The 26,990-nt window shown below is 59.0% G+C and carries 23 protein-coding genes and 1 tRNA gene; 12 read left to right on the top strand and 12 right to left on the bottom strand.

Going from position 1 to position 26,990, the window contains the following annotated elements:
• Positions 1-48 precede the first annotated feature (48 nt).
• Positions 49-1,023, top strand: a complete 975-nt coding sequence (locus tag AB6B39_RS13780) for a hypothetical protein (RefSeq protein WP_284374234.1) — start codon at positions 49-51, stop codon at positions 1,021-1,023.
• Entirely contained in the window at positions 1,023-1,658 is a 636-nt protein-coding gene (locus tag AB6B39_RS13775; protein ID WP_284374232.1) for a DnaA ATPase domain-containing protein, read from the top strand. The genes AB6B39_RS13780 and AB6B39_RS13775 overlap by 1 nt, the downstream gene beginning before the upstream one ends.
• 213 nt (positions 1,659-1,871) lie before the next feature.
• Here AB6B39_RS13775 and AB6B39_RS13770 read toward each other — a convergent pair whose 3' ends face one another.
• Positions 1,872-2,609, bottom strand: a complete 738-nt coding sequence (locus AB6B39_RS13770; protein ID WP_284374230.1) for an SDR family NAD(P)-dependent oxidoreductase — start codon at positions 2,607-2,609, stop codon at positions 1,872-1,874.
• Positions 2,599-2,853 (bottom strand): DUF2256 domain-containing protein, encoded by a 255-nt coding sequence (locus AB6B39_RS13765; protein ID WP_284374331.1) that lies wholly within the window; start codon positions 2,851-2,853, stop codon positions 2,599-2,601. The genes AB6B39_RS13770 and AB6B39_RS13765 overlap by 11 nt, the downstream gene beginning before the upstream one ends.
• Between AB6B39_RS13765 and AB6B39_RS13760 the strand changes: the two genes are divergently transcribed.
• The gene (locus AB6B39_RS13760) at positions 2,821-4,368 is read left to right on the top strand and encodes a cryptochrome/photolyase family protein (protein ID WP_284374228.1); all 1,548 of its coding nucleotides are present in this window, start codon (positions 2,821-2,823) and stop codon (positions 4,366-4,368) included. The genes AB6B39_RS13765 and AB6B39_RS13760 overlap by 33 nt on opposite strands.
• Before the next feature lie 117 nt (positions 4,369-4,485).
• Here the strand turns inward: AB6B39_RS13760 and AB6B39_RS13755 are convergent, their stop codons facing one another.
• The 4 genes from AB6B39_RS13755 to AB6B39_RS13740 are packed head-to-tail and all read right to left on the bottom strand — an operon-like array spanning position 4,486 to position 7,457.
• Entirely contained in the window at positions 4,486-4,896 is a 411-nt protein-coding gene (locus AB6B39_RS13755; protein ID WP_284374226.1) for a DUF1330 domain-containing protein, read from the bottom strand.
• Positions 4,897-4,904: 8 nt separating this feature from the next.
• A complete protein-coding gene (locus AB6B39_RS13750; protein WP_371398631.1) occupies positions 4,905-5,570 on the bottom strand; it encodes an RluA family pseudouridine synthase in 666 nt (221 codons plus the stop codon).
• The gene (rnd, locus tag AB6B39_RS13745; protein ID WP_348520209.1) at positions 5,548-6,702 is read right to left on the bottom strand and encodes a ribonuclease D; all 1,155 of its coding nucleotides are present in this window, start codon (positions 6,700-6,702) and stop codon (positions 5,548-5,550) included. The genes AB6B39_RS13750 and rnd overlap by 23 nt, the downstream gene beginning before the upstream one ends.
• Before the next feature lie 14 nt (positions 6,703-6,716).
• On the bottom strand, positions 6,717-7,457 hold the full coding sequence (locus AB6B39_RS13740; protein WP_284374221.1) for a dienelactone hydrolase family protein: 741 nt from the start codon (positions 7,455-7,457) through the stop codon (positions 6,717-6,719).
• 117 nt (positions 7,458-7,574) lie between these two features.
• Between AB6B39_RS13740 and AB6B39_RS13735 the strand changes: the two genes are divergently transcribed.
• Entirely contained in the window at positions 7,575-8,273 is a 699-nt protein-coding gene (locus AB6B39_RS13735) for a LysM peptidoglycan-binding domain-containing protein (protein WP_284374219.1), read from the top strand.
• 154 nt (positions 8,274-8,427) lie between these two features.
• Complete coding sequence (gene pyk / locus AB6B39_RS13730; protein ID WP_284374217.1) at positions 8,428-9,819, top strand: pyruvate kinase; 1,392 nt, start codon at positions 8,428-8,430, stop codon at positions 9,817-9,819.
• 87 nt (positions 9,820-9,906) lie between these two features.
• Here pyk and AB6B39_RS13725 read toward each other — a convergent pair whose 3' ends face one another.
• The 3 genes from AB6B39_RS13725 to AB6B39_RS13715 form a co-directional block, all read right to left on the bottom strand.
• Complete coding sequence (locus AB6B39_RS13725) at positions 9,907-12,075, bottom strand: TonB-dependent receptor (RefSeq protein ID WP_284374215.1); 2,169 nt, start codon at positions 12,073-12,075, stop codon at positions 9,907-9,909.
• A gap of 58 nt (positions 12,076-12,133) precedes the next feature.
• A complete protein-coding gene (locus tag AB6B39_RS13720) occupies positions 12,134-12,448 on the bottom strand; it encodes a hypothetical protein (RefSeq protein ID WP_284374213.1) in 315 nt (104 codons plus the stop codon).
• An 86-nt stretch (positions 12,449-12,534) separates the two neighbouring features.
• Positions 12,535-13,869 carry a cation:proton antiporter gene (locus AB6B39_RS13715; protein WP_284374211.1) on the bottom strand — a complete coding sequence of 445 codons (1,335 nt, stop codon included), beginning with the start codon at positions 13,867-13,869 and terminating at the stop codon, positions 12,535-12,537.
• A gap of 186 nt (positions 13,870-14,055) precedes the next feature.
• Between AB6B39_RS13715 and lpdA the strand changes: the two genes are divergently transcribed.
• Together lpdA and AB6B39_RS13705 are read left to right on the top strand one after the other, a co-directional pair.
• A complete protein-coding gene (lpdA, locus tag AB6B39_RS13710; RefSeq protein WP_284374209.1) occupies positions 14,056-15,438 on the top strand; it encodes a dihydrolipoyl dehydrogenase in 1,383 nt (460 codons plus the stop codon).
• Positions 15,439-15,703: 265 nt separating this feature from the next.
• The gene (locus AB6B39_RS13705; RefSeq protein ID WP_284374207.1) at positions 15,704-16,510 is read left to right on the top strand and encodes an SDR family NAD(P)-dependent oxidoreductase; all 807 of its coding nucleotides are present in this window, start codon (positions 15,704-15,706) and stop codon (positions 16,508-16,510) included.
• A gap of 67 nt (positions 16,511-16,577) precedes the next feature.
• On the opposite strand, the gene AB6B39_RS13700 is transcribed toward AB6B39_RS13705, so the two are convergent.
• Positions 16,578-17,231, bottom strand: coding sequence for a DUF1013 domain-containing protein (locus AB6B39_RS13700; protein ID WP_284374205.1), 654 nt, complete (start codon positions 17,229-17,231; stop codon positions 16,578-16,580).
• 156 nt (positions 17,232-17,387) lie between these two features.
• Here AB6B39_RS13700 and AB6B39_RS13695 point away from each other — a divergent pair, with 156 nt between their 5' ends.
• From AB6B39_RS13695 to AB6B39_RS13685, 3 genes are all read left to right on the top strand, one after another.
• Positions 17,388-17,585: a DUF1192 domain-containing protein gene (locus AB6B39_RS13695; RefSeq protein WP_284374203.1), complete on the top strand. Its 198-nt coding sequence runs from the start codon at positions 17,388-17,390 to the stop codon at positions 17,583-17,585.
• 139 nt (positions 17,586-17,724) lie between these two features.
• Positions 17,725-18,285: a DUF1465 family protein gene (locus AB6B39_RS13690; protein WP_284374200.1), complete on the top strand. Its 561-nt coding sequence runs from the start codon at positions 17,725-17,727 to the stop codon at positions 18,283-18,285.
• Between the two features lie 167 nt (positions 18,286-18,452).
• Positions 18,453-19,421, top strand: a complete 969-nt coding sequence (locus AB6B39_RS13685) for a WecB/TagA/CpsF family glycosyltransferase (protein ID WP_284374198.1) — start codon at positions 18,453-18,455, stop codon at positions 19,419-19,421.
• On the opposite strand, the gene AB6B39_RS13680 is transcribed toward AB6B39_RS13685, so the two are convergent.
• On the bottom strand, positions 19,389-20,438 hold the full coding sequence (locus AB6B39_RS13680; protein ID WP_284374196.1) for an Mrp/NBP35 family ATP-binding protein: 1,050 nt from the start codon (positions 20,436-20,438) through the stop codon (positions 19,389-19,391). The genes AB6B39_RS13685 and AB6B39_RS13680 overlap by 33 nt on opposite strands.
• Positions 20,435-21,430 carry a hypothetical protein gene (locus AB6B39_RS13675; protein WP_284374192.1) on the bottom strand — a complete coding sequence of 332 codons (996 nt, stop codon included), beginning with the start codon at positions 21,428-21,430 and terminating at the stop codon, positions 20,435-20,437. The genes AB6B39_RS13680 and AB6B39_RS13675 overlap by 4 nt, the downstream gene beginning before the upstream one ends.
• 126 nt (positions 21,431-21,556) lie before the next feature.
• Between AB6B39_RS13675 and AB6B39_RS13670 the strand changes: the two genes are divergently transcribed.
• Together AB6B39_RS13670 and AB6B39_RS13665 are read left to right on the top strand one after the other, a co-directional pair.
• A tRNA-Val gene (locus AB6B39_RS13670) sits at positions 21,557-21,631 on the top strand.
• An 824-nt stretch (positions 21,632-22,455) separates the two neighbouring features.
• Positions 22,456-26,787: an RHS repeat-associated core domain-containing protein gene (locus AB6B39_RS13665; protein ID WP_371398629.1), complete on the top strand. Its 4,332-nt coding sequence runs from the start codon at positions 22,456-22,458 to the stop codon at positions 26,785-26,787.
• The last annotated feature ends 203 nt before the right edge of the window (positions 26,788-26,990 follow it).

The following is a 26,990-nucleotide window of genomic DNA, read 5'->3' as shown; positions in this document are numbered from 1 at the left end:
AATGACACGCCGCCTTTTCCACACGCCAAAGCCTGCTATAGCCCTCCCATGATCCGATCCGCCCGACGTCTCCTCTTTGCTCTTGCTGCCATGCTGATAGCCTGGCCCGCTCTGGCGGCTGATCCATTCACCGTCGCCAAGGTTCCGGTCGACGCTACAGCCGATACGGCCATCGAGGCGCAGACACGGGCCATCGGGTCCGGACAGATCGTCGCCGCCCGGCAGCTGATCGAACGGTTGACCCTCGACAGCGAGCGCGCGGAACGCGGCATGCCGCCCTTGTCGGCGGCGATCGTCGGCCCGCTTATCCGGGGTCTGTCGATCGACAATGAACGGCGCTCGGCGACCCGCTATCTGGGTGATGTCTCGATTGCCTTCAACCCGTCCGCCGTCCAGCGCTTGCTACGCGATTCCGGCCTGACGATGGTGCGCAGCCAGTCGACAGAACGCCTCGCCGTGCCGCTCGGCATCGATCCGGAAGGCGATCTGGCGCGCGACATTCTCTCGGGCCGCTACGCCCATGCGCTGACACCCGTGCTGAGCCCCAGTGCCGAGGACATTGCCGTGCTCTATAATGAGCCGAGCAATGACCAGCTGCGTGCGCTGGCACAGCGCTACAATGTCGATCGCCTCTTGATCATCCGGCAGGATGCAGGCGGGGTCAGCGCGACGGACCTGAATATGGGGACGGGCGGGCAGCGCCAATATCGCTCGCGCGGCGGCATGGCCGGAATCGTCTCGCAGATGGAAAGCAACTGGAAAGCGACATCTGCCGTACCCATTGAGGACGCGCAGACAATGACGGTGTCCGTGCTCTACAATTCCATGGATGAATGGCGGACGCTGCAGCGCGCGATCAATAATAGTGCGCAGGTTCGCGATGCCCGGCTGGATGCGTTGTCCAAGGACGGCGCGCTGATGACCCTCTCCTATGGCAGTCTCGATCGCCTGGCCGCAGAAATGTCCCAGAAGGGCGTGCGCGTCTATGACGATCCGCGCCTGGGCCTCGTCATCCGGCGATAATGATGAGCCGGATCGGACAGATCCCCCGGGTTCAGATTCCGATGGATCTGATTCCGGACCCGGACTTCACATTTGACAGCTTCATTCAGGCACCGTCCAATCAGGGCGCGCTGAATGTCGTACAGGCCTGGCCGGCCTGGCCCGCACCGGCGGTCCTGCTGCTGGGGCCTGAAGGGACGGGCAAGACGCATCTCGGCGAAGCGTGGCTCGCTCAGTCGCACGGTATTTTCATCGATGATGCGCATACATGCCCGGAAGAGGATCTGTTCGCCTTCATCAACCGGGCGCTCCGCGGCGAAATTCCCGGCCTGCTGCTTGCTTCGCGTGTCCCTCCATCTGATTGGGGCGTCAGCTTGCCGGACTTGCGCTCCCGCCTGTCGGCCATGCCCAAGATCGAACTTTTCGAACCGGACGATGAAAGTCTACGACCGATCACACGCATTTTGTTCGAACGTCGGGGTCGCGACGTCCCGTCGGATGTGATCGATTATCTGCTGAGATATTCAGACCGCAGTGTTCCGGCCCTGCGCAACATTATCCGGGAAATCGACGAAGCGGCGTCGAGCGCCAAAGTCGATGTGACCAAGGTCTTTACGGGCAAGGTGCTGCGCGAAAATATGGATCTTTTCGACTAAGTCGGGTCGCGCTGGCGCGCGCTTTATTCTCTCGTCTCCCCCTCCGCCTCATTTCATTCGGCACCTCCCCCTGTCCGGGGGAGGAACATAGAGTAGTGGCCTCACTTAATTATTACTCCCCCGGACAGTGGGAGGTGGGCTTCGCCGCAGGCGAAGGTCGGAGGGGGAGACGACAATATGATCCCGACCTGTTTCCCGGGTCGTCATTATCCATCAAAACGTCACCCGTTCGCCGTCCCAGGCAAACAGATATCCTGTGTCGTCCGGCTCCAGCTGATCGATCACGTCCAGCAGTTTCCGGGCTGAAAAGTCCGGGGTGAACAGCTTTCCATCCGGCACATTGCCCTGAAACGGTTTGGACAAGTCCGTATCGACGGTGCCGGGATGCAGGCCGATGACGATCTGCTGCTTGAAACGCCGGGCGGTTTCGATGCTCAACGTTCTGAGCATCATGTTGAGCGCGGCCTTGGCAGCGCGGTAGCTATACCAGCCGCCCAGACGATTATCCGAAATCGAACCGACCCGCGCCGACAAGGCTGCGAAGACGGCTTTGCGATCACGAGCCAGCAGGGGCAGGAAGTATCGCGCTGTCAGGGCCGGGCCGAAGGTGTTGACGGCGAAGCTGGTCTGCATCTTATCCAGGTCGAGTGCGCGCATCGTCTTTTCAGGACGAATGCCCGCTCCCTGCAACAAGCCCGTCGCAACAATGATCAGATCGAACGGCCCGTCGTCGCGCAGCGCTGCGGCCGCAGCGTGAACGCTGGTTTCGTCCAGAAAGTCGAAGGCAAAGTTGCGGACTTTGGGGGAGGGATGCGCTGCGCCTGAACGAGACAGGGCATGGATGGTCGCGACGTGGTCGCTTAGCGCCAGCGCATTGACGAAGGCACGTCCAATGCCTCCGCTACTGCCGATGATGACGGCTTTGAGTGGCGTACCGAAACTATCCAGCATGGCGTGCCTCGGATTGGGGTTTGGTACGGCGGCAGCGCTCGGAACAATATTTCACATCGTTCCAGCAACGCGCCCACTTCTTGCGCCAGCTAAACGGACGTCCGCAGGTCGCGCAAGCCTTGACGGGAAGGTAGGATTTATTGCTCTTGCTCACAGGCTGGTTACGGCGGGTGAGGTGAAACGGTTGGGGGCGTGTCTGCGTAATCAGTCCATGACGACCCTTATTCCCATATTCGCCGACCATCTGTCGCATGATCTGTCGGCCCTGCAGTTCGCCGACAAGGCGGCAGCGCGCATTCTGATGGTGGAAGTCCGGGACGAAGCGGACACAGTCCCGCATCACCGCAAGAAACTGATCTTTCTCTTCTCCGCCATGCGTCATTTTGCGGCGGCGTTACGCGATGATGGCTGGCAGGTCGATTATGTCATGCTGACCGATCCCGACAATCGCCAGAGTTTCACGGCTGAAGTGGGGCGAGCCCTGGACCGTCACGATATTGCCGACATCATGGTCTGTCAGCCAGGCAACTGGCGCGTACAGGAAGTCGTGAAAAGCTGGGAGGAAATGTTCGACCGGCGCGTAACCATTACGCTGGATGATCGTTTCATCAGCACGCCGGATGAATTTGCGGACTGGGCCGAGGGCCGCAAGCAACTCCGCATGGAATATTTCTACCGCGATATGCGCCGCAAGACGGGTCTGCTGATGGATGGCGAGACGCCAGAAGGCGGTCAGTGGAACTATGACAAGGAAAACCGTAAGCCGCCCAAAGGCGGTATGGATTATCCGGACGCCCCCAAATACCCGCCTGACGCCATCACGGCATCGGTGATCGATATGATCAGGGCGGAATTTCCTGACCGCTTCGGTTCAGACGAAGCTTTTGACTGGGCCGTCACGCGCGACGATGCCCTGACCGCGCTGCAGCATTTCATCGATAACCGACTGAACTGCTTCGGCGATTTTCAGGATGCCATGGTCGTTGGCGAGCCGTTCATGTTTCACTCCCTGATCGGCTTCTATCTCAATAGCGGGTTGCTGCGACCGCTCGAAGTCTGCCGGGCCGTCGAAGCGGCCTACCGGGCGGGTAAGGCACCGCTCAATGCGGCGGAAGGCTATATCCGGCAGATCATCGGATGGCGCGAATATGTGCGCGGCATCTATTTTCTGAAAATGCCGGATTACATCGACGAGAATTTCTTCGGCAATCGCCGCTATCTGCCGGATTTCTACTGGACCGGCGAGACAGATATGAACTGCCTCAGCCAGACGATCGGTCAGACCATCGACCATGCCTATGCCCATCATATTCAGCGTCTGATGGTGACGGGGAATTTCGCGCTTATCGCCGGGATCGACCCGTTCAAGGTCCATGAATGGTATCTGGCCGTCTATGCGGATGCGTTTGAATGGGTCGAGCTGCCCAATACGCTCGGCATGAGTCAGTTCGGCGATGGCGGCCTGCTGGGGTCAAAGCCTTATGCTGCGTCCGGCAGCTACATCAACCGCATGAGCGATTACTGCAAGGACTGCCGCTACAAGGTCAGCAAGCGCATCGAAGCAGACGCCTGCCCGTTCAACTCACTCTACTGGGATTTCCACATGCGCAATGAGGACAGGCTGCGCGGTAATCCCCGGCTGAACATGGTTTACCGCAATCTCGACAGGATGGATGATGAGACGAAGGCGGCACTACGGGCTCGCGCCGATGATGTGCTCAAATCGCTCACGCCCAGCCATGCCGAAGACTATTTGTAGCTAATAAGAAAGACTTGCTCAGGCCGACTTGATCGGCCTGCCCATCTCCTGTCGGTTCATCCAGTTGAAAGGGTTGGTAATGGGTTCGCCGATCAAGTCAGCGAAAGCGGACAGTTTTTATTGGGTCGGCAGTGCCCCGACGATCACCACGTCGAACGTGCCGATGCCTTCGCGCAACTTGATCGCTTCGCGATATTCCGGTGAGTCCCAGAAAGCGCGGGCCGCGGTTTTGCTCGGCCAGGCACTGATGATGACGGCGCTATAGTCGCTACCACCTTCGGCCACGTCGATATCGGTTTCGAATGCCACATAGCGTCCGCCATATTTGGCATAGATGGGCGGGAGGGCAGCGGCATAGGGGCCGAGAGACCCCGGCGCGTAATCCTTGCCCTGAACGATCATATAGGCGCCGATCGGGGCGGGTGCTTCACTCACGTCCGGCGTCGAGACGGCGTCCGGGCTGGGTGACGTATCAGCGGCGCTACAGGCCGCGAGGGCGAAGGCAGCGATCAAGGCAAGGCGTTTCATAATGTCTCCTAGAAGGGAACCGGGCTCTCAATCGTAACCCGCTCGCCGCCTGTCGGTTTGAACAGGCTCAAACGATGAGCATGCAGCAAAAGGCGCTCGCTGGCAGCCAGTGCATTGCCATAGGCGTAGAATTCATCGCCGAGGATGACATGTCCGATAGCCTGGAGATGAACGCGCAGCTGATGGCTCCGGCCCGTCAGCGGGGTAAGTTCAAGCCGGGTTTTGTCGCTCATTCGCTCCAAGACGCGCCAGTCGGTCTGGCTCGGTCGGCCCTGTTCGTGACAGACCATTTGCAGCGGCCTGTTCGGCCAGTCGGCGCGTAGCGGCAGGTCGATATGGCCCTCATTCGCCGCGACGATACCGTCTACGACTGCAATATAGGTCTTGGCCAGATGCCGCCGCTCGAACTGCAGGCCGAGATGGCGTTGCGCCGCCTTGTTGCGCGCAAACACCATGACGCCGGATGTCGCCATGTCGAGCCGGTGAACGGTCAGCGCTTCGGGATATTGCGTTCGCAGGCGGGCCTCGACGCAGTCAGGTTCCGTCTTGCCGGGAACGGAGAGCAGGCCCGCAGGCTTGTCGACGAAGAGAAGATCGGGATCGTGGTAGAGGATGTTCAGCACATGCCTTTTCCCGTAAGGGAGAGAGGGGTCAGAAGCGATCCGCCACGACATGCTCGCCGTCGAGACGCAAGCCGATGTCGCCACGTAGAAGCGCCAGCGCATCCTCGCCGAACACCTCGCGTCGCCAACCCTTGAGAGCCGCGACGTCGGCCTTGTCAGCAAAGGCGGCAAGTTGGTCGATGTCGCGCGCATTGGCGACAAGACGCGGCGCTATGCCGTGCACTTCTGTTCTCAGGCGCAGTAGCGTTTTCAGCATTTCGATGCGCGGGCCGAGATTGGGCGGCATGGCCATCGGCTTTGGCACGTGCGGGGCATAATCGTCCGCGTTGTCGAGTGCCGTATTGATGCGCGCGATCAGGCTCTTTGCGGCTTTGGAGCGCTCGAATCCGCGCGGAATGCCGCGCAGCTTGCCGAGCGCGTCCAGCGTGCGGGGTTTCTGCGTTGCCAGATCGTAGATCGCATCATCTTTGAGGACGCGGCGACGCGGCACGTCGCGTTCGATCGCCTGTTCCTCGCGCCAGGCGGCAGCGGCGCGCAGGGCAGCCAGGTAGGGCTTGCGAGGATTTCGGATCTTCAGGCGCTGCCAGGCATCTTCCGGATCGAAGGCGTAAAGCGCTTCATCCATCTGCGGTGCCATCTCCTCCATGACCCAAGGCAGGCGTCCGCTATCTTCAAGCTCGTCGACCAAGGGCGGGAAGAGGTCGCGCAAATGGGTCACATCCGCCAGCGCATAGGCGAGTTGCTTGTCCGATAAGGGCCGCCGCGACCAGTCGGTAAAGCGCGCGCCCTTGTCGAGACTGATGCCAAGCCGACCCTTGACCAGACCGCCATAACCGACGCTGTCGCCGAAGCCCGCAGCCATGGCCGCCACCTGCGTGTCGAAGATCGGACCGGGCACGTGGTGATCGCAGAGCTCGTAGAAAATCTCCATGTCCTGCCGCGCGGCATGCATGACCTTCACCAGTTCCGCGTCCATCAGCAGATCGACGAAAGGCGACAGATCGATCCCGTCCGCCAGAGGGTCGATAATGACCTCATCATCCGGTGTGGCCATCTGGATCAGGCAGAGAATGGAATAGAAGGTCGTCTCGCGCATGAACTCCGTGTCGAGACAGACGAAGTCATGCTCGCGCGCGGCCTCGCAAAACGCTGCGAGCGCCTCCGTGTCGCGGATGACAATGATGTCGGGGTCTTGGGCTATGCCGTGTCCGTTCCGTGCATCTCGAAATGCTTGCGCAGCAGATCGAACGTTGCAGCCCAGCTCTGATCCGCCGCCGTCTTATTATATTTCAGGCCGAGATCGGCGTCGTTCGCTTCCGGCACCATGAAGGCATGCTTGGTGTTCCCGAAAGCCATCAGCGTCCAGTCGCACCCTGCCGCAACCATTTCCTCGCCAAAGGCAACGACTTGCTCAGCCGGGACCATGGGATCGTCCCAGCCATGGCAGGCTAGTATGTCGGCCTTGATACCGCCGCCCTGATGTTCCGGAGCGTCCAGCAGACCGTGATAGGAGATGGCGGCTTTCAAATCGAGCCCGGCGCGCGCCATGTCCAGCGTGCAGAGACCGCCAAAGCAGAAGCCGACAACCGCCATCGCGTTCCCATCGACCCGGTCCATGGCTGCAGCAGCGTCATAGCCTGCTTTGAGGCGCCTCAACAGCGCCTGACGATCTTCCTTGAGCGGGCCCATCAGCGCCATCTTCTCGTCGACCGTTTCGGGGCGAACGCCGCCACCGTAATTGTCGAGCGCGATACCGACATAGCCCAAGGCCGCCATCTGCACGGCGACGCCTTCGGCGAAATCATCCCGGCCCGACCAGGCATGGTTGACCAGAACGGCGGGTCGGGCGCTGGTCACCGCCTCATCATAGGCCAGGTAGCCGACACAGTTGGTCTCGCCGTCCTGATAGTCGAACGTTTGGGTCGTGATGGTTGTCATGGAATCCTCATGTCTGGCGGGTCCGATAGCCTGATCGGCGGGCCTGGGAAAGACCACCTTAACCGAAAATTGACTCTATTCGCGCAGTCTTTCCGGCGAATCCGAGGAGAGACAGCCATGTCCGAACGCCAGATCAAGACGAAACACGCCCTTCCAGCAACCTTCGCGGGATTGCTTCTTCTGACCGCCTGTTCGACCGTGCAGGAAAACCCGAACTATCAGTATTCATCGAAATATCAGACGCCGGAAACGCTGGTGCTGGCCGATGCGACCCCGCCCGCGCCGAGCTCGACGCCTCAAGCGACGTCCGACAGGCGACCGTCACCCGTCATGTCCGCCTCCAATGCGGTTCAGCCTGCCTCCCCGACGGAAGAGGCCTATAATGCCGATGCCATGATCGGCACGCCGGGCTATGCGATCCTGATGGCGGAAGAGGCCGAAGCGGCAGGGTCAGCGCCAAGCCCAGCTCCCGCACAACCAGCACCGACATACACTGCGCCGCAACCTCTTGTGATGCCACCGCAAACGGGCGGTCCGCGCGAAGTGAATTATGATTATGCGCAGAACGTGATTGTGGGCGATCATTCCGCACCGGCACCCTTGCCAGCGCCGGCACCGCAGGTCGCGGCACCCAGCGCGACCCCTGTGACGGCGCCGACTGCCCGCAGCTATACGGTGCAGCCAGGTGATACGATCTATTCCCTGTCGCGCCGTCTCTGCACGCCGATCGGTGAGATCATGAACGCCAATGGGATCGGCGCGGATTTCGCCATCAAAATCGGTCAGACGCTGACTCTGCCCAATTCGCGCTGTTAGCGCGGCAGCTGTGTCCTGAAGAGATCTCTGATCAAAGCCGTTAGGGAGCCGCGGGTTCGCTCTAAGTGCCGTTTGCATCGGGCTTGGCGAGGCTCTTTACGGTGAATCGCAGATTTCAGGTGCATGACAGCGCTGTCTTCGCTAGTCAGAGGGCATGCGAAACCGTTTTGCCAAAATTCTTGCCACATTAGGTCCGGCCTCCCGCGCCCCCGATACGATCCGTCTGCTGCATGAGGTCGGCGTCGATGCCTTCCGGCTGAACTTCAGTCATGGCAGTCATGACGACCATCGCAGCAACATTGAAACCATTCGCCGCATTGCGACAGCAAGCGGGCGTCCCATCGCAATCGTCGCGGACATGCAGGGTCCGAAATTGCGCGTCGGAGAACTCGGTGATGGTCTGGAGCTACGTTACGGCGACACGATCCGTATCCGGGAAACCGATACGGCGTCAGACGGCGAAATCGTTCACCCGCACGGCGAACTGACCGCCATCCTGAAGCCCGGCCTGGTTCTCAAATTCGATGACGGCAAGCTCCAGGTCACCATGATCAGCGACAGCGAAGCCCGGGTCGATGTCCCGGGGCTGCTGAAATCACGCAAGGGTATCAATGTCGTCAATGCGGTCCTGCCGATGAGCGCGATGACGGACAAGGATCGGGCCGACATGGCTTTCGCGCTGGACCATGGGGCCGACTGGATCGCTCTGTCCTTTGTCCAGAACGCGCAGGACGTTCGCGATGCGCGGGAGATTATCGGCGAGAAGGCCGGGATCATCGTGAAGATCGAAAAGCCTTCCGCCGTCGATGATCTTGACGATATTCTCCATCATGCCGACGCGGCCATGGTGGCACGAGGCGATCTGGGCGTGGAACTGCCCCTGGAAGTCGTGCCTGTCGTGCAGCGCCGGATCATCAGGAAAGGTCGCGAACTCGGCAAGCCTGTCATTGTGGCCACCCATATGCTGGAATCGATGATCGATGCGCCGACCCCGACCCGCGCCGAAGCATCCGATGTGGCCACGGCCATCTATCAGGGCGCGGATTGCGTCATGCTGAGCGCGGAGACGGCCGTCGGGCGTCATCCGGCCACCGCAGTCGCGATCATGGACCGGATCATTGCTGCGGCGGAAGGCGATCCGATTCTGTGGGAATATATCCACCAGACGGAATTACCGCACAAAGCCAGCGCCGAAGATGCGGTATCGCGTTCGGTGAAGACAATTGCGCGCACGATCGATGCGAAAGCCGTATTCGGCTATACCCGCACGGGATCGACGGTGCAGCGAATTGCGCGTGAACGTCCGCCGTGCCGCATTATCGGCCTGACCCCGAACGATGCGATTGCAGCCCGGCTCGCCCTGATCTGGGGGAGCTATCCGGTCGTGACGGAGGACCCCGCCAGTTTCGAAGACATGCTCGGACGCATTCGCGATCTGGGGCAGGCAGTCGGCCTGGAGAGTGGCGACCGCATCATCATCAGCGCCGGCGTGCCCTTCGGAATTCCCGGCACGACCAACACGCTCAAGATCGATACGATCCCGTAGAACAAAACCCTCTCCCTTTAGGGAGGGAGAGGGTTCCGGACACCAGCCTTGAGTGGGACGGGCCGGGCCCGTGGTGGACCAAGCCGATTAGAGCTTGGCGCTGACAGTAAAGCGCACGTTGCGTCCGGGCAGTGGCACTTCATCCTTCAGGAAGGATGTGTGCTGGCGTGCCTCTTCATCGAACAAATTGTGCAATCCGACAGAGAAGCTGATCTGATCATCGAAGCTGTAGCGACCGAACAGATTGACGAGCGTGTAGCTCTGGCTCTTGCGCTCGAAGGCGGCGATGTCGTTCTGAACATCTGCCCAGTCGACTTCGGCCCGCAGGGACAGCGCATCTGTCTCCGCTTCGATACCGGCCAGAACCGACAGTGGCGGGATGCGTGGCAGATTGCCGGAATCCGTCTTGGCGCGAACATATTCGCCCAGACCATCGACCGAAATGCCCCAGGCGCTGCCCTGATAGACATCCAGTCGGCCCTGGACTTCGACACCGTAAAATTCCGCGTCGTCAGCCGTGAACTGGAAGACGGGCAATTCATCTTCTTCCGTGCCAGTGGCCCGTTCGAAGATATAGTTGCCATAGTCCGTATAGAACAGATTGACCGTCAGAGCGTGGGACGCTTCGCGGTGCCGGAAAGCCAGTTCGGCCCCGGTGGCGACTTCCTTGCCTAGCGTCGGATCGCCCTGTTCGAAAGCCTGCGTCGCCAAGTGCGGACCGTTCGAGAACAGCTCTTCGGTCGATGGTGCCCGTTCTGTCCGGAAGATGGTCCCGCCTAGACGGATCTGGTCATTGAGGTGGCGATCCGCTCCGGCAGAAATGGACAGGGCGGTGAAATCCCGCTCAAACCCTGTCACATCATTCGTCTGGCTGGTCTGCTCGATCCGCCCCGCGCCTTCCAGGTGGAACAGACCCGCATCATATTTGTGAAACGTATAGGCAGCCAGCTGGGTCGTCGTTGTTGGTGGAACGAAGGCTTCTTCGCCAATAGCAGAGAAGTCGCGGACGCGCAGATGGACACCATGGGCGGCCGACCAGTTCCCCTGTTCGCGCTGAAGAAGTTCAAGCCGGCCTTCATAGCCTTCATTGGAAAAGACCGTACCGACAACGCCGGGCCCTTCAAACTCCGTATGCTGATAGTCGGCATAACCGCCAAAGAACTTCAGGCTTTCGAACAGGCCGTCCATTTGCAGGGCGGCGTTGACGTCGAAACGGGTCTGGCGCAGCCCGATGAAGATATCTTCTTCCTCTTCCTCGCCATGTTCTTCGTCATGGTCCTCATCATCATGGTCGTCATCGTCATGATCTTCGTCATGGTCGTCTTCACCATGGGCATGCTCATGGCCGCCGGGAATGCCGTAATCTGACTCGTAACGGTGTAGCGCGGCGCCGAAACTGACCCGATCGCCAATCCAGCTCAGGCCGACGGTCGCCGACTGGGTCTCGACAAAACTATTGGGCAGGCGATCGCGAATTTCGGGCTCGTCCTCCTCATGATCATGTTCGTCATGGTCTTCATCGTGATCATCATCGTCATGGTCCTCATCATGATCCCCATCATGATCCTCTTCGGCTTCCTCCTCTTCGCGCAGAGCCGCACTCTCGGCAAAACCGGAAATGCGGTAGTCATTCGCTTCGCGGAATGTGCCGTCGAGATGCAAGACAAGATTGCTGGTGAGGGGTTGGTCAATCGAAGCCGCCGCTTCAAATCCGGTGTCGACCGTGGTCGCGCTCATCCGGAAATCGATTTCGGTCTCTTCCGGCACGGCGGTCGGGATCCGGCCATCCAGAACATTGATGACGCCGCCGGCGCCTGAGCTGCCATAGCGCAAGATCGACGCGCCGCGCAGCACTTCGATCCGTTCAGCCTGAGCAGGTTCGACCGAAACCGCATGGTCAGGCGAGTTGGACGAGGCGTCGATCGATCCGACGCCGTTGGTCAGGACGCGAATCCGGTCGCCGCCTTGACCCCGAATGATGGGACGGGACGCGCCTGCACCGAAAAAGGTTGACGATACGCCGGGCTCGGCTTTCAGTGTTTCGCCGATATTGGCGGCAACACGGCGTTCGAGCTCTTCGCCGGAGAGGACGGAGATACCGGTTATGGCCTCGTCGATCGAGCGGGCAAGCGGGGAGCCGGTGACAATGATTTCGTCTTCGACAGCGAAGTTACGGTCGTCCTGCGCATGGGCGGGAACGGCGATAGCGATGCTCAACAGAGCGATCTGGGCAGAACCCAGCAGATATTTGGACATGGATTTCAGACTTCACGAAAAAACAGGGAAACGGCCGGACCGTCTCCGACAGTCCGTTTTAGAGAATGTGTGAAGTCAGCTGGGGTGGGGCCCTCGGCGGTGGCGCGCGGCAAGGATGAGCACTGTCAAACAGGACGGCTCCGGTCGGCTGTACGGCGATGAGAGGCGTTTCCTCGACCGGAGCCGTCTGGGTTTCCAGCGGCACCGGGAGCAAGGCCGCATCTTCGCCCAGGACGGAGACGGTACAGGCGACGCCGTCATGGTCATGGTCGCCGCCAAATTCGACCGTATGCGCAGAGGCCAGACCCTGTCCCAGCAGGAACAAGGCAGCGAACAGGATCGCAATCGATCGTATGACAGGCGGGCGCGTCACGGTGGCGTGACTTAATCACATAACTGATATGGATCAAGCCGGGCCGCGCAGCCCGGCATCACAAAAATGTGGGCCGCAAATGCGCGTCAGAGCAGCTCGGGATCGACGACGCGCTTGACCACGCGTTTGATCGTCAGGCCCTGCACGATGATGGAAAAGACGACCACGCCATATGTCGCCGTCAGGATTAGCGGCTTATGCTCATTATCCGGCAGGCTGAGGGCTAGCGCGACCGAAATCCCGCCGCGCACGCCGCCCCAGGTCAGGACCGGGATTGCGCCCTTGGTGAATTGCCGGAAGGTGCCGAGCAGTTTCATCGGAACAGAGACGGCGGTCAGGCGGGCCAGCAGGATGAGCGGGATGGCGAGCAGGGTGATGCCCGCATAGCTTGGCGACAGGCCGAGAACGAGCAGTTCCAGACCGATCAGCAGGAACAGGACGGAGTTGAGAATTTCGTCAATCATCTCCCAGAAACCGAACAGGGCCGATTTCGTTGTCTCCGACATGGCGAAGGCCGCGCCGCGATTGCCAATCATCAGACCGGCGACGACCACGGCGATGGGGCCGGACAGGTGATGGCCGAGAATATCGATGCGATAGGCGATGGCATAGGTGCCCGCGACGAGCGCCAGACTGATCAGAATTTCGATCGCGGCCTCATCAATCCGTTCCATCATGTGATAGCCGATCCAGCCTGCGATCAGGCCGAGAACGGCCCCGCCGACAGCGTCGACCAGAAACAGTTCGGCAACGTCCCAGACACCGACGCCTGCGCCGGGCGCGCTGGCCAGAATCGGTCCAGCGAGAAGAACGTCGCCGCCCATCGCATGGTTGCTCGCGCCTGCCGCGGCGATGGCCAGGATCAGGGTGAACACGACGACACCCACACCGTCATTGAACAGGCTTTCGCCCGCAATCTTGGTTTCCAGCGATTTGGGCATGTTCACCGTTTTCAGGATCGACAGCACGGCGACGGGATCGGTCGGACTGATCAAGGCCCCAAAGACAAGCGCCCAGATATAGGGCAGGTCGACGCCGAACAATCCGGCCAGCAACCAGAAACCGGTACCGACGATGAAGGTCGACAGCACCACGCCGAAGGTTGCCATCGAGCCGATCGCCCATTTGGCATTCTTCAGCTTGGCAAAATCAACATGCAGAGCGCCCGCAAACAGCAGGAAGCCCAGCATGCCCTTCATCAGCGTTTCGTTGAAATCGATCTGTCCGATCGCCCCGCTCAGGGTCTGATAGACTTGCAGACCCGGTGCGACCGCGTGCAGGCCGATCACCACAAAGGACGCCAGCAGCGCCATGACCAGCAGGCCGATCGTATGCGGCAGTTTCAGCCACACACGGTTGATCCAGGAGAGAAGTGCAGAGAGAACCAGCAGAAGCGCGGCGATTTCGAACAGGGATAGCATAGCCCGGCCTAACCCAATCATAGGCGCCGCGAAAGGCGCGCATTGAAGGAGACATTGAATTGGCGCACAGGGTCCGGCGGCGGCACATTTTTCCACCGCGCCCCTGTTGATCGCCTCTCGCACGCCATTGAGTTTGCGCGCCTGTCGGCCTAAAGGCCGCGGCGACCTTGCAACGGAGATTTTTCCATGGCCGAGACTTATGACGTCATCATCATCGGTGGCGGACCCGGCGGCTATAACTGCGCCATTCGCTGTGGCCAACTGGGCCTGAAAGTGGCGTGCGTTGAAACCCGCGATACGCTGGGTGGCACCTGTCTGAATGTGGGCTGTATCCCGTCCAAGGCGCTGCTGCACGCGACGGAACTTTACGAGACAGCCGATAAGCATTTCGAGGATATGGGCATGAGCGCGAAAGTCTCTGCCGATGTGCCGAAGATGATTGAGAAGAAGGCCGAGGTTGTGGACGGTCTGACCAAAGGCATCGCCTTCCTGTTCAAGAAGAACAAGGTCGATCACATTCAGGGGTTCGGCAAGATTGTCGGTAAGGGCAAAGTCGAGGTCGCAGGCAAGACTTACGAAACAAAGAATATCGTCATCGCAACGGGATCGGAAGTCGCCTCGCTGCCTTTCATCGAAATCGACGAGAAAAAGATCGTCTCCTCCACCGGCGCGCTGGAATTGCAGTCGGTCCCGAAGCGTATGATCGTCATTGGCGGCGGCGTGATTGGGCTGGAACTGGGTTCCGTCTGGCGTCGTCTGGGCGCCGAAGTGACCGTGATCGAATATCTCGATCAGATCCTGCCCGGCATGGATATGGAAGTCCGCAAGACCTCGGCCCGTATCTTCAAGAAGCAGGGCATGAAGTTCGAACTGGGCCGTAAGGTCACGGCTGTCGATGGTTCTGGCAAGACTGTGAAGATCGAATCCGAAGCGGCCAAGGGCGGAAAGGAAAAGTCGTTCGAAGCGGATGTTGTGCTCGTTGCGATCGGCCGCAAACCCTATACGGATAATCTCGGTCTCGACACGGTCGGTATCGAAACGACGGATCGCGGTTTCATCAAGACCAATCACTGGAAGGCGGGCGAAGGCGTCTACGCCATCGGTGATGTGACCGAAGGTCCGATGCTGGCGCACAAAGCCGAAGAGGAAGGCGTCGCAGTCGCCGAGACGATCGCCGGTCAGTCCGGTCATGTGAATTACGACGCCATTCCGGGCGTGGTCTATACCTTCCCGGAAATCGCCAATGTCGGCAAAACGGAAGATGAGCTGAAAGAGGCAGGTGTGCCTTACAAGGTTGGCAAGTTCCCGTTGATGGCCAACAGTCGTGCGCGCTGTAATCACGAAACAGACGGTTTTGCGAAAATCCTCGCCCATGCGGAAACGGACGAGATTCTCGGTGGTCATATCATTGCGCCGGGTGCCGGCGATATGATCCATGAAATCTGTCTCGGCATGGAATTCAAGGCGGCATCCGAAGATCTGGCCCGCACCTGTCACGCCCATCCGACCTTGTCCGAAGCTGTCCGTCAGGCGGCGATGGACGTCGAAGGCTGGGCGATGCAGGCGTGACGCCCAGTGTTACCCTCTGGCCGCTGCTGTCGATGATTGGCAAAAACGTCCACTCCGAGCCAAGCGAGGGGCTGTAGTGGTGTTTTTGTCGCCGCGCGCCGTCAGGCGCGCTGAGCGGCAGCGAAAGCCCGCTCGATGTGAAAATAAATGGCTGCGATCAGAACGCGCTGCCGCTCGGGTTCTTCGAACCACACCGAAGACCCATCGTGCTCGGCGGCGCCTGTGCGCGTTACCCGTTCGTTCGCAGGCAAACTAGGAGACCCACATGGACAACAGAACCATCATTGTAACCGGTGCCGCAAAGGGCATCGGACTGGCCTGCGCCCAGCGTCTTGTCGAAGACGGTCACAGGGTCGTGCTGACCGACATGGACACGGATGCAGGCTTTCGCGCCGCCAAGGACCTCGCTGCGGATAATGACCGGGCCGTTTTTATCGAAGCCGACGTCTCCGACCCGCTCAAGGTTCATAATCTGATCGCGGAGACGCTGTCATCCTTCGGGCGGATCGATGGTCTGGTGAATAATGCCGCCATCGCCGTCAAAGGGGGCGCGCTCGATATGAGCATCGAGGATTTCGACCGCAATATCGCGGTCAATCTGCGCGGACCATTCCTCGTCAGCCGTGCCGTCGCGCAGCATATGGTCAAGGAGATCGAGGATCGGGATGACCGCTCCCGCCTGAACGAGCGGCCCTATGCCATCGTCAACATGTCCTCCATCAACGATACGGTCGCGATCCCGGACTATCTGGCCTACACCGTATCCAAAGGGGGCTTGCGCCAGATGACACGCGCCATGGCGATCGAACTCGCCCCTTACGGCATTCGCGTGAACGCCGTCGGACCCGGATCCATCAAGACGGAAATGCTGGCCAAGGTAAATGCCGATCCCGCCGCAATGAACAAGATCCTGTCGCGCACGCCGATGGGGCGCCCCGGCCTGCCTGACGAAATCGCTGCCGTGACGTCCTGGCTGCTCTCGGACGAAAGCAGCTATATTACGGGTCAGTGCATCTATGCCGACGGCGGACGCCTGGCGCTGAATTATACGATGCCGCTGGGACAGGACTGACGTCCTTTCCCAGATTGCGCCGCCCCGTCGCATGGGACGCGCGCATGTGCCAGTCTATGACATTGGGTCAGGTGGACGGCTTAAACAAGTTTTCCAGCGTCAAATCCGCTTTCGACGTTTCTTCTTCCGGTTCCGGCTGCGGGGCCGGTTGCAGGGCTTCGCCGCCTTCGACGGCGTTCTTTGCGTCTTCCTTGGCTTTTTTCTCCGCTGCAATCTTCACAGCAGCATCAAGGTCGATCTGGCTCGTCAGGCCAAGACTGACTGGATCCTGCGGCTGGATCGTGTTGATCTTCCAGTGTGTGCGCTCGCGGATCGATTTGATCGTCGGTTTGGTCGTACCGATCAGCTTCGATATCTGCGCGTCCGACATTTCCGGGTGGTTCCGCACCAGCCAGGCGATCGCGTCCGGACGATCCTGACGGCGAGACAGCGGCGTATAGCGAGGGCCACGCTTTTTCGGTTTGGGCAGCTCGTCCGCATCGAACGTGTTCGGTTTCATCGCATAGTTCGGGTCGGTTTCGGCTTTTTCGATTTCTTCGCGGGAGACCTGCCCATTGGCGATCGGATCGGCACCGCGAATGCCCTGTCCGACATCACCATCGGCAATACCTTCGACTTCCAGAATATGCAGACCGCAAAATTCGCTGATCTGCTTGAAGCTCATCGCCGTGTTGTCGATCAGCCAGACGGCGGTCGCTTTCGGCATCAGAATCTGTGTCATGTCTCTCTCCTTCGAATGCAGCACGCCCACTTTTGTTTCGCCCATAGAAAAACCCCGCTCACTGCGGGGTCGGGGCGTCGGGTTTGGCGTGCTCGCCTTATCGACAAATCGGTAAGTAAGCGGTTAGAGGCTCTTTGGCAAGCGTGAGGAGTCGTTATGGATGAGCTGGACCCCAAACTGACCGAGGTCGAGTCCTACAGGATCGGTGAATCGCTCTATGGTCTCTCCTTGCATGAGCTGGACGGACGAATCGCCGCCTATCGCGCCGAGATTGCTCGCCTGGAAGGCGAACGGGACAAGAAAAGCCGCGAGCGGAATGCCGCGGACGCGCTGTTTTCGTCCAAACCGACTTAACCGGAGGCAATCGGCACTCAAAAATATGGTTAATTTTCATCCACTCCGCGTAATTCTTAACGGGTTTGCGACGATGTGGCGTGTCACTTGCAAAGCCATCAACTCGCGATACACACGACCTGACATGCGGGACGACCCAATGACAGCCACACTTAAAACCACCGAGATTCAGGTCAGCGATCCGATGACGGTGCAAGCGGAAGATCGTCTTCTGCAATTCACCCGATCCGAGCTTTTTGCCCGAACCTTTCGCGAAGGCATGGATATGGTTGAAGAGACGGCCGCCTATCTGGACGGGCCGGGCCGGGAAGAATCCAAGCGCCTGGGTCGCGACGATGCGCTGACATACGCGTCGCAGAGCATGCGCCTCACAACCCGCCTGATGCAGGTTGCGAGCTGGCTTCTGGTTCAGCGTGCCCTCAAGGAAGGGGATATGACGCTGACGGAAGCAAGAGCCGAGAAATACCGTCTGGTCTCCGAAGAGACCGAGGAGGGCAAACCGTCCTTTTCCGAAATTGCGCGTGATGCCTATGGGCTGCCCGCCCGCCTGCTGGACCTGAGTGCGCGGTCCAAATCCATCTATGAGCGGATCATGCGCCTGGATCGTTCGCTTTACGGGACGATCGCCGCACAGACTGGCAATACGGTGGCCGATCAGATCAATCGGCTGGAAGCGGCTTTCGGCAATACGCCGCGGTAATTTACTGTGGTCGACCTCATACCGAACGACTGGTTGTTCGGTTCCATGTGAAATGATCTCCCAGATCGTTTCACGGCGTCATATGGTAAATGCCCACTGAACGGTCTGCTAACGCGATTTTCACGGTGCGCTGCCTATAGCTGACCCATCAATCTGAGGGGCAGGGCGTGAGCGCAGTTCGTACATCAAGACCATCCGACACGCAGCCGCATAATCCTGCTGACCTGCCGGGCGATAGGCCTGAAGCGTCCACCGTCGAAAAGGGGGTGGCGGCGCGAGGCCTGACGCCGGACGGGCTGTTCCCGCCGGCTCAACCGCGTGGGCAGCAACGTCGTGCCCGGACTCTGCCGGACCCGAACGACTGGCGCATCAATCCGCGCAGCTATGAATTTATTGGGGCGATTTTCGACCCGCTGACACCGTTGCAGACCTTGCAGCGCGCCAAGTGGATGACATTGCGCCACAGCTTTCGCTACATTGCGACACCCAATGTCGACCATCTGGTCCGTCTTAATCAGGAACCGGACATCTATCGCCCACTCTATGAGGCGGCCTGGCTCTCCGTTTGCGATTCGCGCATTCTCGAAGCGCTCGCCCATCTATCGGGATTACCACTTTCGGCGGTGCCGGGATCGTCACTCAGCCAGCAATTATTCGACAATGTCATCACGGCGAACGATCCGATTACTGTGATCGGAGCGGATCGCGAGATCGTCAATATCGTCAAGGCCCGTTACGGGCTGACCCAGGTCAATCACTATGAGCCGCCAATGGGTCTGCGGCACAAGCCGGACGAAGTGGCGAAATGCGCACAGTTCGTCGCCGACAATCCGGCGCGCTATATCTTCATCTGCGTCGGCAGCCCGCAGCAGGAAATGATTGCCAAAGCCTGTCTGGACAGGGGCGATTGCGTCGGCTTCGGCCTGTGCGTCGGCGCGTCGCTCGACTTCATCGGCGGTCGTGTCAAACGGGCACCGGTCTGGATGCAGGAAGCGCGACTGGAATGGCTGCACCGCCTGGCATCGGAACCGCGCCGTCTGTGGAAACGCTATCTGGTCGAGGGGCCTCGAATCTTCTGGCTCTATGCGAAGTGGGCTCTGCGTTCAGGAAAGACGGCCAAGCAGGGCCTGGGCTAGCGCGTCATAGCCTGTGCGGGCGTCACGCATTTCCAGCGATAATGGAAGACTGCCGAGCTTCGGTATGGCCCGTTCCGCGGGCAGCTCCAACACGCCTTCGCCGAACAGGCGATGTTCCGACCCGCAATCCGGGCAGGTGAAACTGGCCATGTTCTCGATCCATCCCGATACGGGAATGTCGACCTTTTCGAACATGCCGACCCCCTTGCGTGCATCCATAAGCGCCAGATCCTGCGGTGTCGTCACGATCACGGCCCCGTCAGGCTGAATATCCTGCGCCAGCCCCAGTTGCGGATCGCCCGTGCCGGGCGGCATGTCGATCAGCAGCAAGTCCAGCGCGCCCCAATCCGTGTCCCACAGCATGCGCGCAATCGCGCCTTGAACCATCGGCCCCCGCCAGACCACCGGATCCTCGCTACCTGTCAGAAGTCCGATCGACACGATCTTCACGCCATCCACCTCTGCCGGACCGATCAGGCGGCGGTTTTGAACCATTCGGCTGTCCAGCCGGCCGGACAGGCCAAACAGGCTCGGTATGCTGGGCCCGTGTATATCCGCATCAAGTACGCCGATGCGCAGACCGGCGGCTGCCAGTGCGCGGGCCAGGCCCGCCGTCACAGTCGATTTGCCGACGCCGCCCTTGGCGGAGCTGACAGCCAGGGTTTTCGCGACCTGTGCGTCCCCTTGGTAGCCTTCGGGGCGCTTGTTCGGATGGGGATTGCGGTCCGGGCGCTTCGGCGCGGTAGTCTTCAGGGCGGGTGCCGCTTTATGCGTCGTCAGCAACACGGCAAGCTGCGTAATGCCGGGCAGGTCGGTCAGCGCCGCTTCCGCAGCATTCCGGAGCTGTAAGCCCTGATCCTGCGTCGTCTCGGGCGGCAGGCCCAGAATGATACGCAAACGGCCATCATCGAAGCTGAGATCGGACAAGCGGCCCGCTGAGACGAGGTCCCGCTCAGAGAGGGCATCCTTGACGCCGCTGAGCGCCGATAGGACGGCATCTTCGGAATAGTCGCTCACCGCATGGCCTCCGCCTGACAATCCGCGTCGACCGAACCGTCTGGATGCAGCGCGAGGACTGTTCCCTTATCGTCGCGCAGGCAAAGACGGCCATCCGCCTGCCGCGTTAGACCGTTTATGCCGCGCGCCAGACGCGCCACGTCGCGAAGACTGTCCGGCCCGACCTCCATGACGCGGATTGTCATGTCGTCATCGGCGGCAATCGCCCAGACATGACGGATATTCAGGTCATCGCTGCGTCTCTGCACCGTCAGTATGCAGCCGGAAAAGCGGACAATCGGCGCTCCGGTCCGGCTGTCATAGTGAACTAGACTGTCTGGATAGGCCGCGTACCAACCACCCGCAACCGACACGGCTGCGCGCAGGTTGGCGCGCGTGCTCAGGGGGCGGTCGATCTGAAACGCAGCGCTCGGGCGATATGCGCCGGATGCGTCCGGTGCCGCCACGTTCATCTCGAAATAGGGCATGCCTTTCTTATTGGCGGCGAAACCAGCCTGACTTGCAGGCTGGCACGCCGAAGCCAGGTCTGCCGACGGCTTGGCAACTGGAAGATCTGACGCACTATCCGGATTAGGGTGTAGGCGTGCCGACAAGGCGTCATGGGTCCGTATCGCCAGGTCCCTGACCGCGCCCGTTTCGCGCGCGGCAAGCGCTCGGAGCAAGGGTAGGGCAGAACTATCCATGCTCATAGCGAGCAGGTCCGCCGCGTGTCCGGCCACGCGCTCATCCGCCTTCGCGCCCTTGCCGACCCGGCGAATCAACCGGTCTCTGCCCTTGGCACCGAAGCGGGCAAATTCCTCGGCCAGAACCGCGTAATCGAAACTGTCATGCGGATGATCGTCCAGAATAGACAGGCAGTGCGACAGGTCTCGACAGACTTGCCGTTCCGCCGCGCTCAGCGGGTTGGCCGCAAGAATGGGGACCGGCCCCACAATCGTGAAAAGCAGGGCTGTCAGACAGGCTATGCGGGCCGATTGCATGAGGCGTCGCATAGCTTTCGCAAGGCAACCGGGCAAGCAAGGCTGTACAGGCTGAAGGAAGCGCTTGTCAGGCGCAAATGACCCGACTATAGCGCGCCTCTCCGAACGGCTTCGACCTTCGAGAAGCATCCGTGCGTGGGGCGATTAGCTCAGCGGGAGAGCACTACATTGACATTGTAGGGGTCACTGGTTCAATCCCAGTATCGCCCACCACGGACACTCACCTCAAACCTTCAAAAACCTCTTCCTATCAGACTGTTGGCCACACTGAGGTTTGCAAGGTTTTCGGCGCTGAATGGCCGCAAATTCGCTTCATATCGCTGTAAATCGCGAGATTCAGCCTCCAACTGTGCCCAGATTGGGCCCATTTGCGAGCATGCCTCATGATTGAGATTTTGCGTCGACCTTAGCTGTCCTCGATCAACTAAACCATAGATTTCATAAAAGCTTCATCTTGTTACGGGTTGTAGTGCGTTAGGCATCAACCCATGCGTTCAAATTATTCTAAACTGGTCAGTCTCGTCATTGGAGGGTGTTTGACAGCCAGTATTGCTGCTGCTCAGCCTAGCAGTCAGCCAGACCTCCCCATTATCGAGCATGAGAAGCGGACTGGCGCTGAATATCGCCTCCAAGTGTACGGTACAGATTTACTGGGGGATACCGTCGATCCTCATACAGGCTCACTGCAGTTCAAAACAACTGATGTCAGTCTGCCGGGTAACTTTAAGTTGCCCGTTGCGATTACCCGTAAAATCTCAAATGGACGGCATTACAAGCGCAATGTCTCAGTCGAGTTTGGTGACTGGCAGATCGATGTCCCGCGCATGCATGTACTGAAGAAGACAGGCTCGGATTGGATAGGCAATCGCTGCATAAATACGTTTGATCAATCGTTCCCACCTGAGTCCATCAACGGATCAGTATGGTATCGCCATCAGTATACGGCTGGCCTGAAAATGGATATTCCGGGCGAGGGGTCAAAGGATGTCTTGCAGTACACGCCGGGAAGTGCATCGCCATTTCCTGCGGGCACAGAAATGACGACGGTTGATGGTTGGCGTTTGACTTGCGGCAGCGCCAATAACGGTCAAGGGTTCATCGGACATAGTCCGGACGGCACACAATATCGTTTTGATCGCTTCTATACGGTTGAAGCCGACTATCTTGGGTCGCGAAGCAGCGGCACTGTCGAAATGGCTCGGACAAGAAACATCCTGGCTGCGACGCAAGTCACCGATGTGAACGGCAACACGGTGAATTATGACTATGACACCTTAAACCGCCTGACAGCTATCCGTGCCAGTGATGGCAGACGGATCAATTTAAATTATTCCGGCTCGTCCAAAATTATCCAATCCGCGACGGTCAACCCCGGAACGGCCTATGCACGGACATGGAGCTATGCCTATCAGCAGAAGTCATTGTCGGAATATCCTGCGACACCGGGACCGATTCCCAATTCGCTGGTTACTGTCATCCAGCCGGACGGACGAAGCTGGTCCTATGACCTTGGCGGTATGTCAGTCGATCCCGGTCCGAACTATACATGCCGCCAGCTGACGCAGAACCTTACCGTGACGCATCCTTATGGTGTGACCGGAACATTCCGGCTTATCGATACCCGTCAGCGGATCGGATTCAATCTTCAGGAAGATATTTCTCTGGGTTGCCCAGGGTTCAATGAAATCACACCGGGAAATGGTCAGCCGCCACAAGTTCTAGAGCGGGCCGGCATTATGTCCCTTGTTCGCAAGCGGTTGAACGGCCCGGGCTTGCCCCAGCATGAATGGAACTTCTCTTACGAAGAAGATAACGGTGCGCCTGGGTCCTCATCATCAGACCGGACGAACACCTCGTCTGTCACCGAGCCATCGGGCCGGGTGATCGTCTATCGGCATTACTGGACGGCTGAGCCGCTTGGCGGAAAGTTGGCCACAAAAGTCACAAAAGATGGCGCAACGGTCCTCAGGAATGAGACCTACAGTTACGTCAAGCAGCCAACGTCATTCGGCTTTCCAACTCATGGAACAGGATCGACCCCTGACTCCACGTTCTACCCGACCCACACGAGCAGTACGGTCATCTCTCAGGATGGTGACAGCTATACGTCAACGCAACAATATGACGTGAACACGTCGAGCTCGACCTATAGTTGGGGGCGTCCCATTACGAGCATATCGACATCCAGCTTCAGCGGGACTCGCACGATCAATCATACCTACGAGCATAACTCGACGAAGTGGATTCTCGGTCTTCCCAAGACCACCACCTTCCAAGGCAAGCCGTGGGAATCGCTGACCTACGACGCCAATGGCCGGGTCGCGACATATTCCAAGTTCGGCATATTACGCGGTTCGTACACCTATCACACTGGCGCGTTGTTCAAGGGTGCCCTGCACACCGTCACCAATGCGCTCGGACATACGGCCAGCTTCAGCAACTGGCATCGCGGCAAACCACAAACCATCACCCGTTGGGATGGTCGGACGCTCTATCGGACGGTTAATGATAATGGCTGGGAGCTCACCACCACTGACGCCAATGGCCATCAGACGGCCTATGGCTATAATGCGATGGGGTGGCTCGACTCCGTCAACCCGCCGGGGTCATTCTTTAACACAGCCAATCTGAGCTATAGTTTCAATCCATCCAGTTCGGTCGCCATGCGCCAGACCGTCATACGGGGCGCAGGGACGACGACGGTCGATTATGATGGCTTGTTCCGTCCCATGACGACGCACCGCAGGGCGACCGATGCGTCGAGTGCTCCGGGAGGGCTGTGGGAGGCGTTTGCCGAAACACGCTATGACCTCGCTGGAAATACTGTGTTCCAGTCGCGCCCGTCTGTGAGCGCCATTGCGGCGCAGACCAATGGAGTCATCAGCGAATATGATCTGCTCAAGCGCCTGATTCGCACCGAAGACAGCATGGACAGTGCCGTAGTTTCGACACTGGCCTATTCCAGTCTGAACAGGACGACCGCCACGAACCCCTCCGGTCATGTCACGACAACCTTTAAGGATGGGTTCAACGGTCCGGGCAAGGGTGCCCCACTGCGGATTGACGAACCCGGTCGGGAAACGCTGCTGAGTTACGATATGTTCGGCAATCTGATCCAGCTGACTCAAAACGATCTGATCAGCACCCAATCACGAAGCGTGACGCAATATATGCGCCATGATGATCGGATGCGGCTGTGTCGCCATTTCGTCCCGGAACATGGCGAAACACGCTTCAGCTATGACGCCGCAGACAGATTGACCTCACATGCAAAAGGACAAGGATTTACTGGAACGGGGTTTGATGCCGCTGGCAACACGGACTGCGCCTCCAATCTGACCGATAGCGGAAAAAGCCATTTCCGGATCGAGACCGAGTACAGCCCGATGGGCTGGGTCGAAGCCACCGATTTTGCGGATTCTGCGACGCTCGACATTGAGAACTTCTACGACTGGAACGGCAATCTGCAGCAGACCCGCCGCGGCTTCATCAATGCAGGTACGGGGACGATGCCGACCGCCTCCGTCGTCAATGAGCTCCACCGCATCTATGACGAGCTCAACAATGTGTTGTCCGAGACGCAGCAGATCGACGGCGCTCATGTCGCCTTCATGCATCAATATAGCTATGATGCGAACGTCTTCATGAAATCCCGACGCTACTCGTCCAACAATCTCTATGAGTGGACGAATGACAGTTTTGGCCATCAGCAACATATGCGTCAGGGCAGCTATTACTATGCCAACAATATCACCTACCATCCGGACAGCAGTCTTGCCGGCTACCTCATGGGCAATAGCCAGTCCTACACGCGGACGGTCGATCCATTGCAGCGCACAGACCGCATCCGCTCTGTCGGCGGCTTGCTGACGGCGCTGGACCTCGATTACAGCTACAATTCCAACAGCCAGATTACCGCGATTCTGGATGCCTCGACGCCCGGCATCGGCGCAGGCTGGAAGTCGCATACGACCACCGGCCTTCAATATAACGGGTTGGGGCAGATGACCCACGCCAATGGCTGGTGGGGGTCTGGCCTGTTCACCTATGACGGGCTCGGCAATCTACTGAGTAAATCGCTCACCACGGGGGGCTCGCCGCGGTCTGTCAATCTGAACTATGATCCAGCGAAAAATCATCTGAGCACATCGATCGACAGTCTCATGCCAACCCATGGCGGCACAGGGACGCGCGCGCTCACCCATGATGATCGCGGCAACCTGACCACATCCACCTTTGTGGATTTCTTCGGCGGCATCAACCGGACGAAGACGATGACCTACGACCTGTCGGATCAGATGATCGCCATGTCCGGTCAGGTTCCGGACGGGTCTCCCGTCAACGGCACCTTCGAATATAACGGCGAAGGCAAGCGCGTTCAGATGACGATGAACGGGCGCAACAGCTTCTATGTCTATGACTTTGCCGGGCGGCTGATGCTGTCCCACAAGGAAGCGGACGGCGAAGGGGTAGAGCGGCTCTACCTGGAATCCGGTCAGGCGCTGGGCAAGTGGACGGGCAGGAAGCTGACCTACTTCCACACGGACCATCTCGGCACGCCGATCCGGGGGACGCATGGCATGGGCGGGACGGAAACGGCCGGCGCGGACGTGTTCCAGCAGTTCCAGACCCCTTACGGTATGCAGCCTACGACCAGCTGGCACGGCACGGGCAATACAGGCTTCGATCCGGCCTTCGGGCAGGGTTCGAACTGCGGCGTCACGGGCTTCACCACCCACGCCAATGACTGCGAGACCGGCCTGACCTACATGCAGGCCCGCTACTACGATCCCGTCAGCTCACGCTTTACCAGTGTAGATCCAATGGACTTTATGACAGACGGCCGGACCGGGATGGTGAACCGGTATGGGTACACGCTCAATGATCCGATTAACTTATTAGATCCTGATGGGAATGCTGCAGTGGCTGCATGCGCAGTCCCACCAATAACGGCAGGATGTGCCGCAGTCGCTAAGACTATAATTGAGGTTGTAGTTGTCGGCAGTGTCGTCGCTTATGAAATACTATCAAACGATAACACCGAACCGACCGGTCAAGAAGGTGATAATCCACCCGCACCAGAAGACCTTGTAGGAACAGATCAAAATCCTGGGAACAAAGGACGTGTAAACAGCGGTCCGCTTGCTCCAGAAAACGGTGGTACAGGCGACGCAGACGAGGATTTCGAAACACTTACTGGAGGCAATAGTGAACCTGCACCCGAAGATAGCACATATCCCGAAGGCACGAGGATTGGAGATAATGGCGTAGTAATACGTCCCGGAACCAGAGAAGGAGGTGAAGGTAAGAGAATAGATATACCAGCAACAGCTACCAAGCCAAAAGAAACATTACATTACCCGGAATAAAAGAGGATTTTTAGTGATTACTCAGCCCAGCGAAATTTTAAAAGAACTACAAAAAATTAGAGATGTGGAATTCCAGCTAAGTTTTCGCAGGTTGAATCACGGAAAACTGGATTCGATTGTCTTAGGCTTCGAGGCCGATAAGCGGATAATTATTCAGAGTGCGCCATATTGCGAAGGTGACGAAGAAGGATGGCGAATATGCA

It is taken from the genome of Algimonas porphyrae (assembly GCF_041429795.1).
Lineage (GTDB): Bacteria > Pseudomonadota > Alphaproteobacteria > Caulobacterales > Maricaulaceae > Litorimonas > Litorimonas porphyrae.
Note: the sequence above shows the minus strand (reverse complement) of the source record. Positions and strands in the feature narration are given on the sequence as shown.

Bases quoted from the DNA above. Each gene is read 5' to 3' on its own strand.
- AB6B39_RS13755 (WP_284374226.1), bottom strand. From the start codon at position 4,896: ATGAAACGCCTTGCCTTGATCGCTGCCTTCGCCCTCGCGGCCTGTAGC.
- AB6B39_RS13665 (WP_371398629.1), top strand. From the start codon at position 22,456: ATGACGACGGTTGATGGTTGGCGTTTGACTTGCGGCAGCGCCAATAAC.
- AB6B39_RS13705 (WP_284374207.1), top strand. From the start codon at position 15,704: ATGGACAACAGAACCATCATTGTAACCGGTGCCGCAAAGGGCATCGGA.
- AB6B39_RS13740 (WP_284374221.1), bottom strand. From the start codon at position 7,457: ATGACAACCATCACGACCCAAACGTTCGACTATCAGGACGGCGAGACC.
- AB6B39_RS13690 (WP_284374200.1), top strand. From the start codon at position 17,725: ATGACAGCCACACTTAAAACCACCGAGATTCAGGTCAGCGATCCGATG.
- AB6B39_RS13765 (WP_284374331.1), bottom strand. From the start codon at position 2,853: ATGGTCGGCGAATATGGGAATAAGGGTCGTCATGGACTGATTACGCAG.
- pyk (WP_284374217.1), top strand. From the start codon at position 8,428: ATGCGAAACCGTTTTGCCAAAATTCTTGCCACATTAGGTCCGGCCTCC.
- AB6B39_RS13750 (WP_371398631.1), bottom strand. From the start codon at position 5,570: ATGTCGTGGCGGATCGCTTCTGACCCCTCTCTCCCTTACGGGAAAAGG.
- lpdA (WP_284374209.1), top strand. From the start codon at position 14,056: ATGGCCGAGACTTATGACGTCATCATCATCGGTGGCGGACCCGGCGGC.
- AB6B39_RS13770 (WP_284374230.1), bottom strand. From the start codon at position 2,609: ATGCTGGATAGTTTCGGTACGCCACTCAAAGCCGTCATCATCGGCAGT.
- AB6B39_RS13695 (WP_284374203.1), top strand. From the start codon at position 17,388: ATGGATGAGCTGGACCCCAAACTGACCGAGGTCGAGTCCTACAGGATC.
- AB6B39_RS13775 (WP_284374232.1), top strand. From the start codon at position 1,023: ATGATGAGCCGGATCGGACAGATCCCCCGGGTTCAGATTCCGATGGAT.
- AB6B39_RS13760 (WP_284374228.1), top strand. From the start codon at position 2,821: ATGACGACCCTTATTCCCATATTCGCCGACCATCTGTCGCATGATCTG.
- AB6B39_RS13725 (WP_284374215.1), bottom strand. From the start codon at position 12,075: ATGTCCAAATATCTGCTGGGTTCTGCCCAGATCGCTCTGTTGAGCATC.
- AB6B39_RS13780 (WP_284374234.1), top strand. From the start codon at position 49: ATGATCCGATCCGCCCGACGTCTCCTCTTTGCTCTTGCTGCCATGCTG.
- AB6B39_RS13735 (WP_284374219.1), top strand. From the start codon at position 7,575: ATGTCCGAACGCCAGATCAAGACGAAACACGCCCTTCCAGCAACCTTC.
- AB6B39_RS13700 (WP_284374205.1), bottom strand. From the start codon at position 17,231: ATGACACAGATTCTGATGCCGAAAGCGACCGCCGTCTGGCTGATCGAC.
- AB6B39_RS13675 (WP_284374192.1), bottom strand. From the start codon at position 21,430: ATGCGACGCCTCATGCAATCGGCCCGCATAGCCTGTCTGACAGCCCTG.
- AB6B39_RS13715 (WP_284374211.1), bottom strand. From the start codon at position 13,869: ATGCTATCCCTGTTCGAAATCGCCGCGCTTCTGCTGGTTCTCTCTGCA.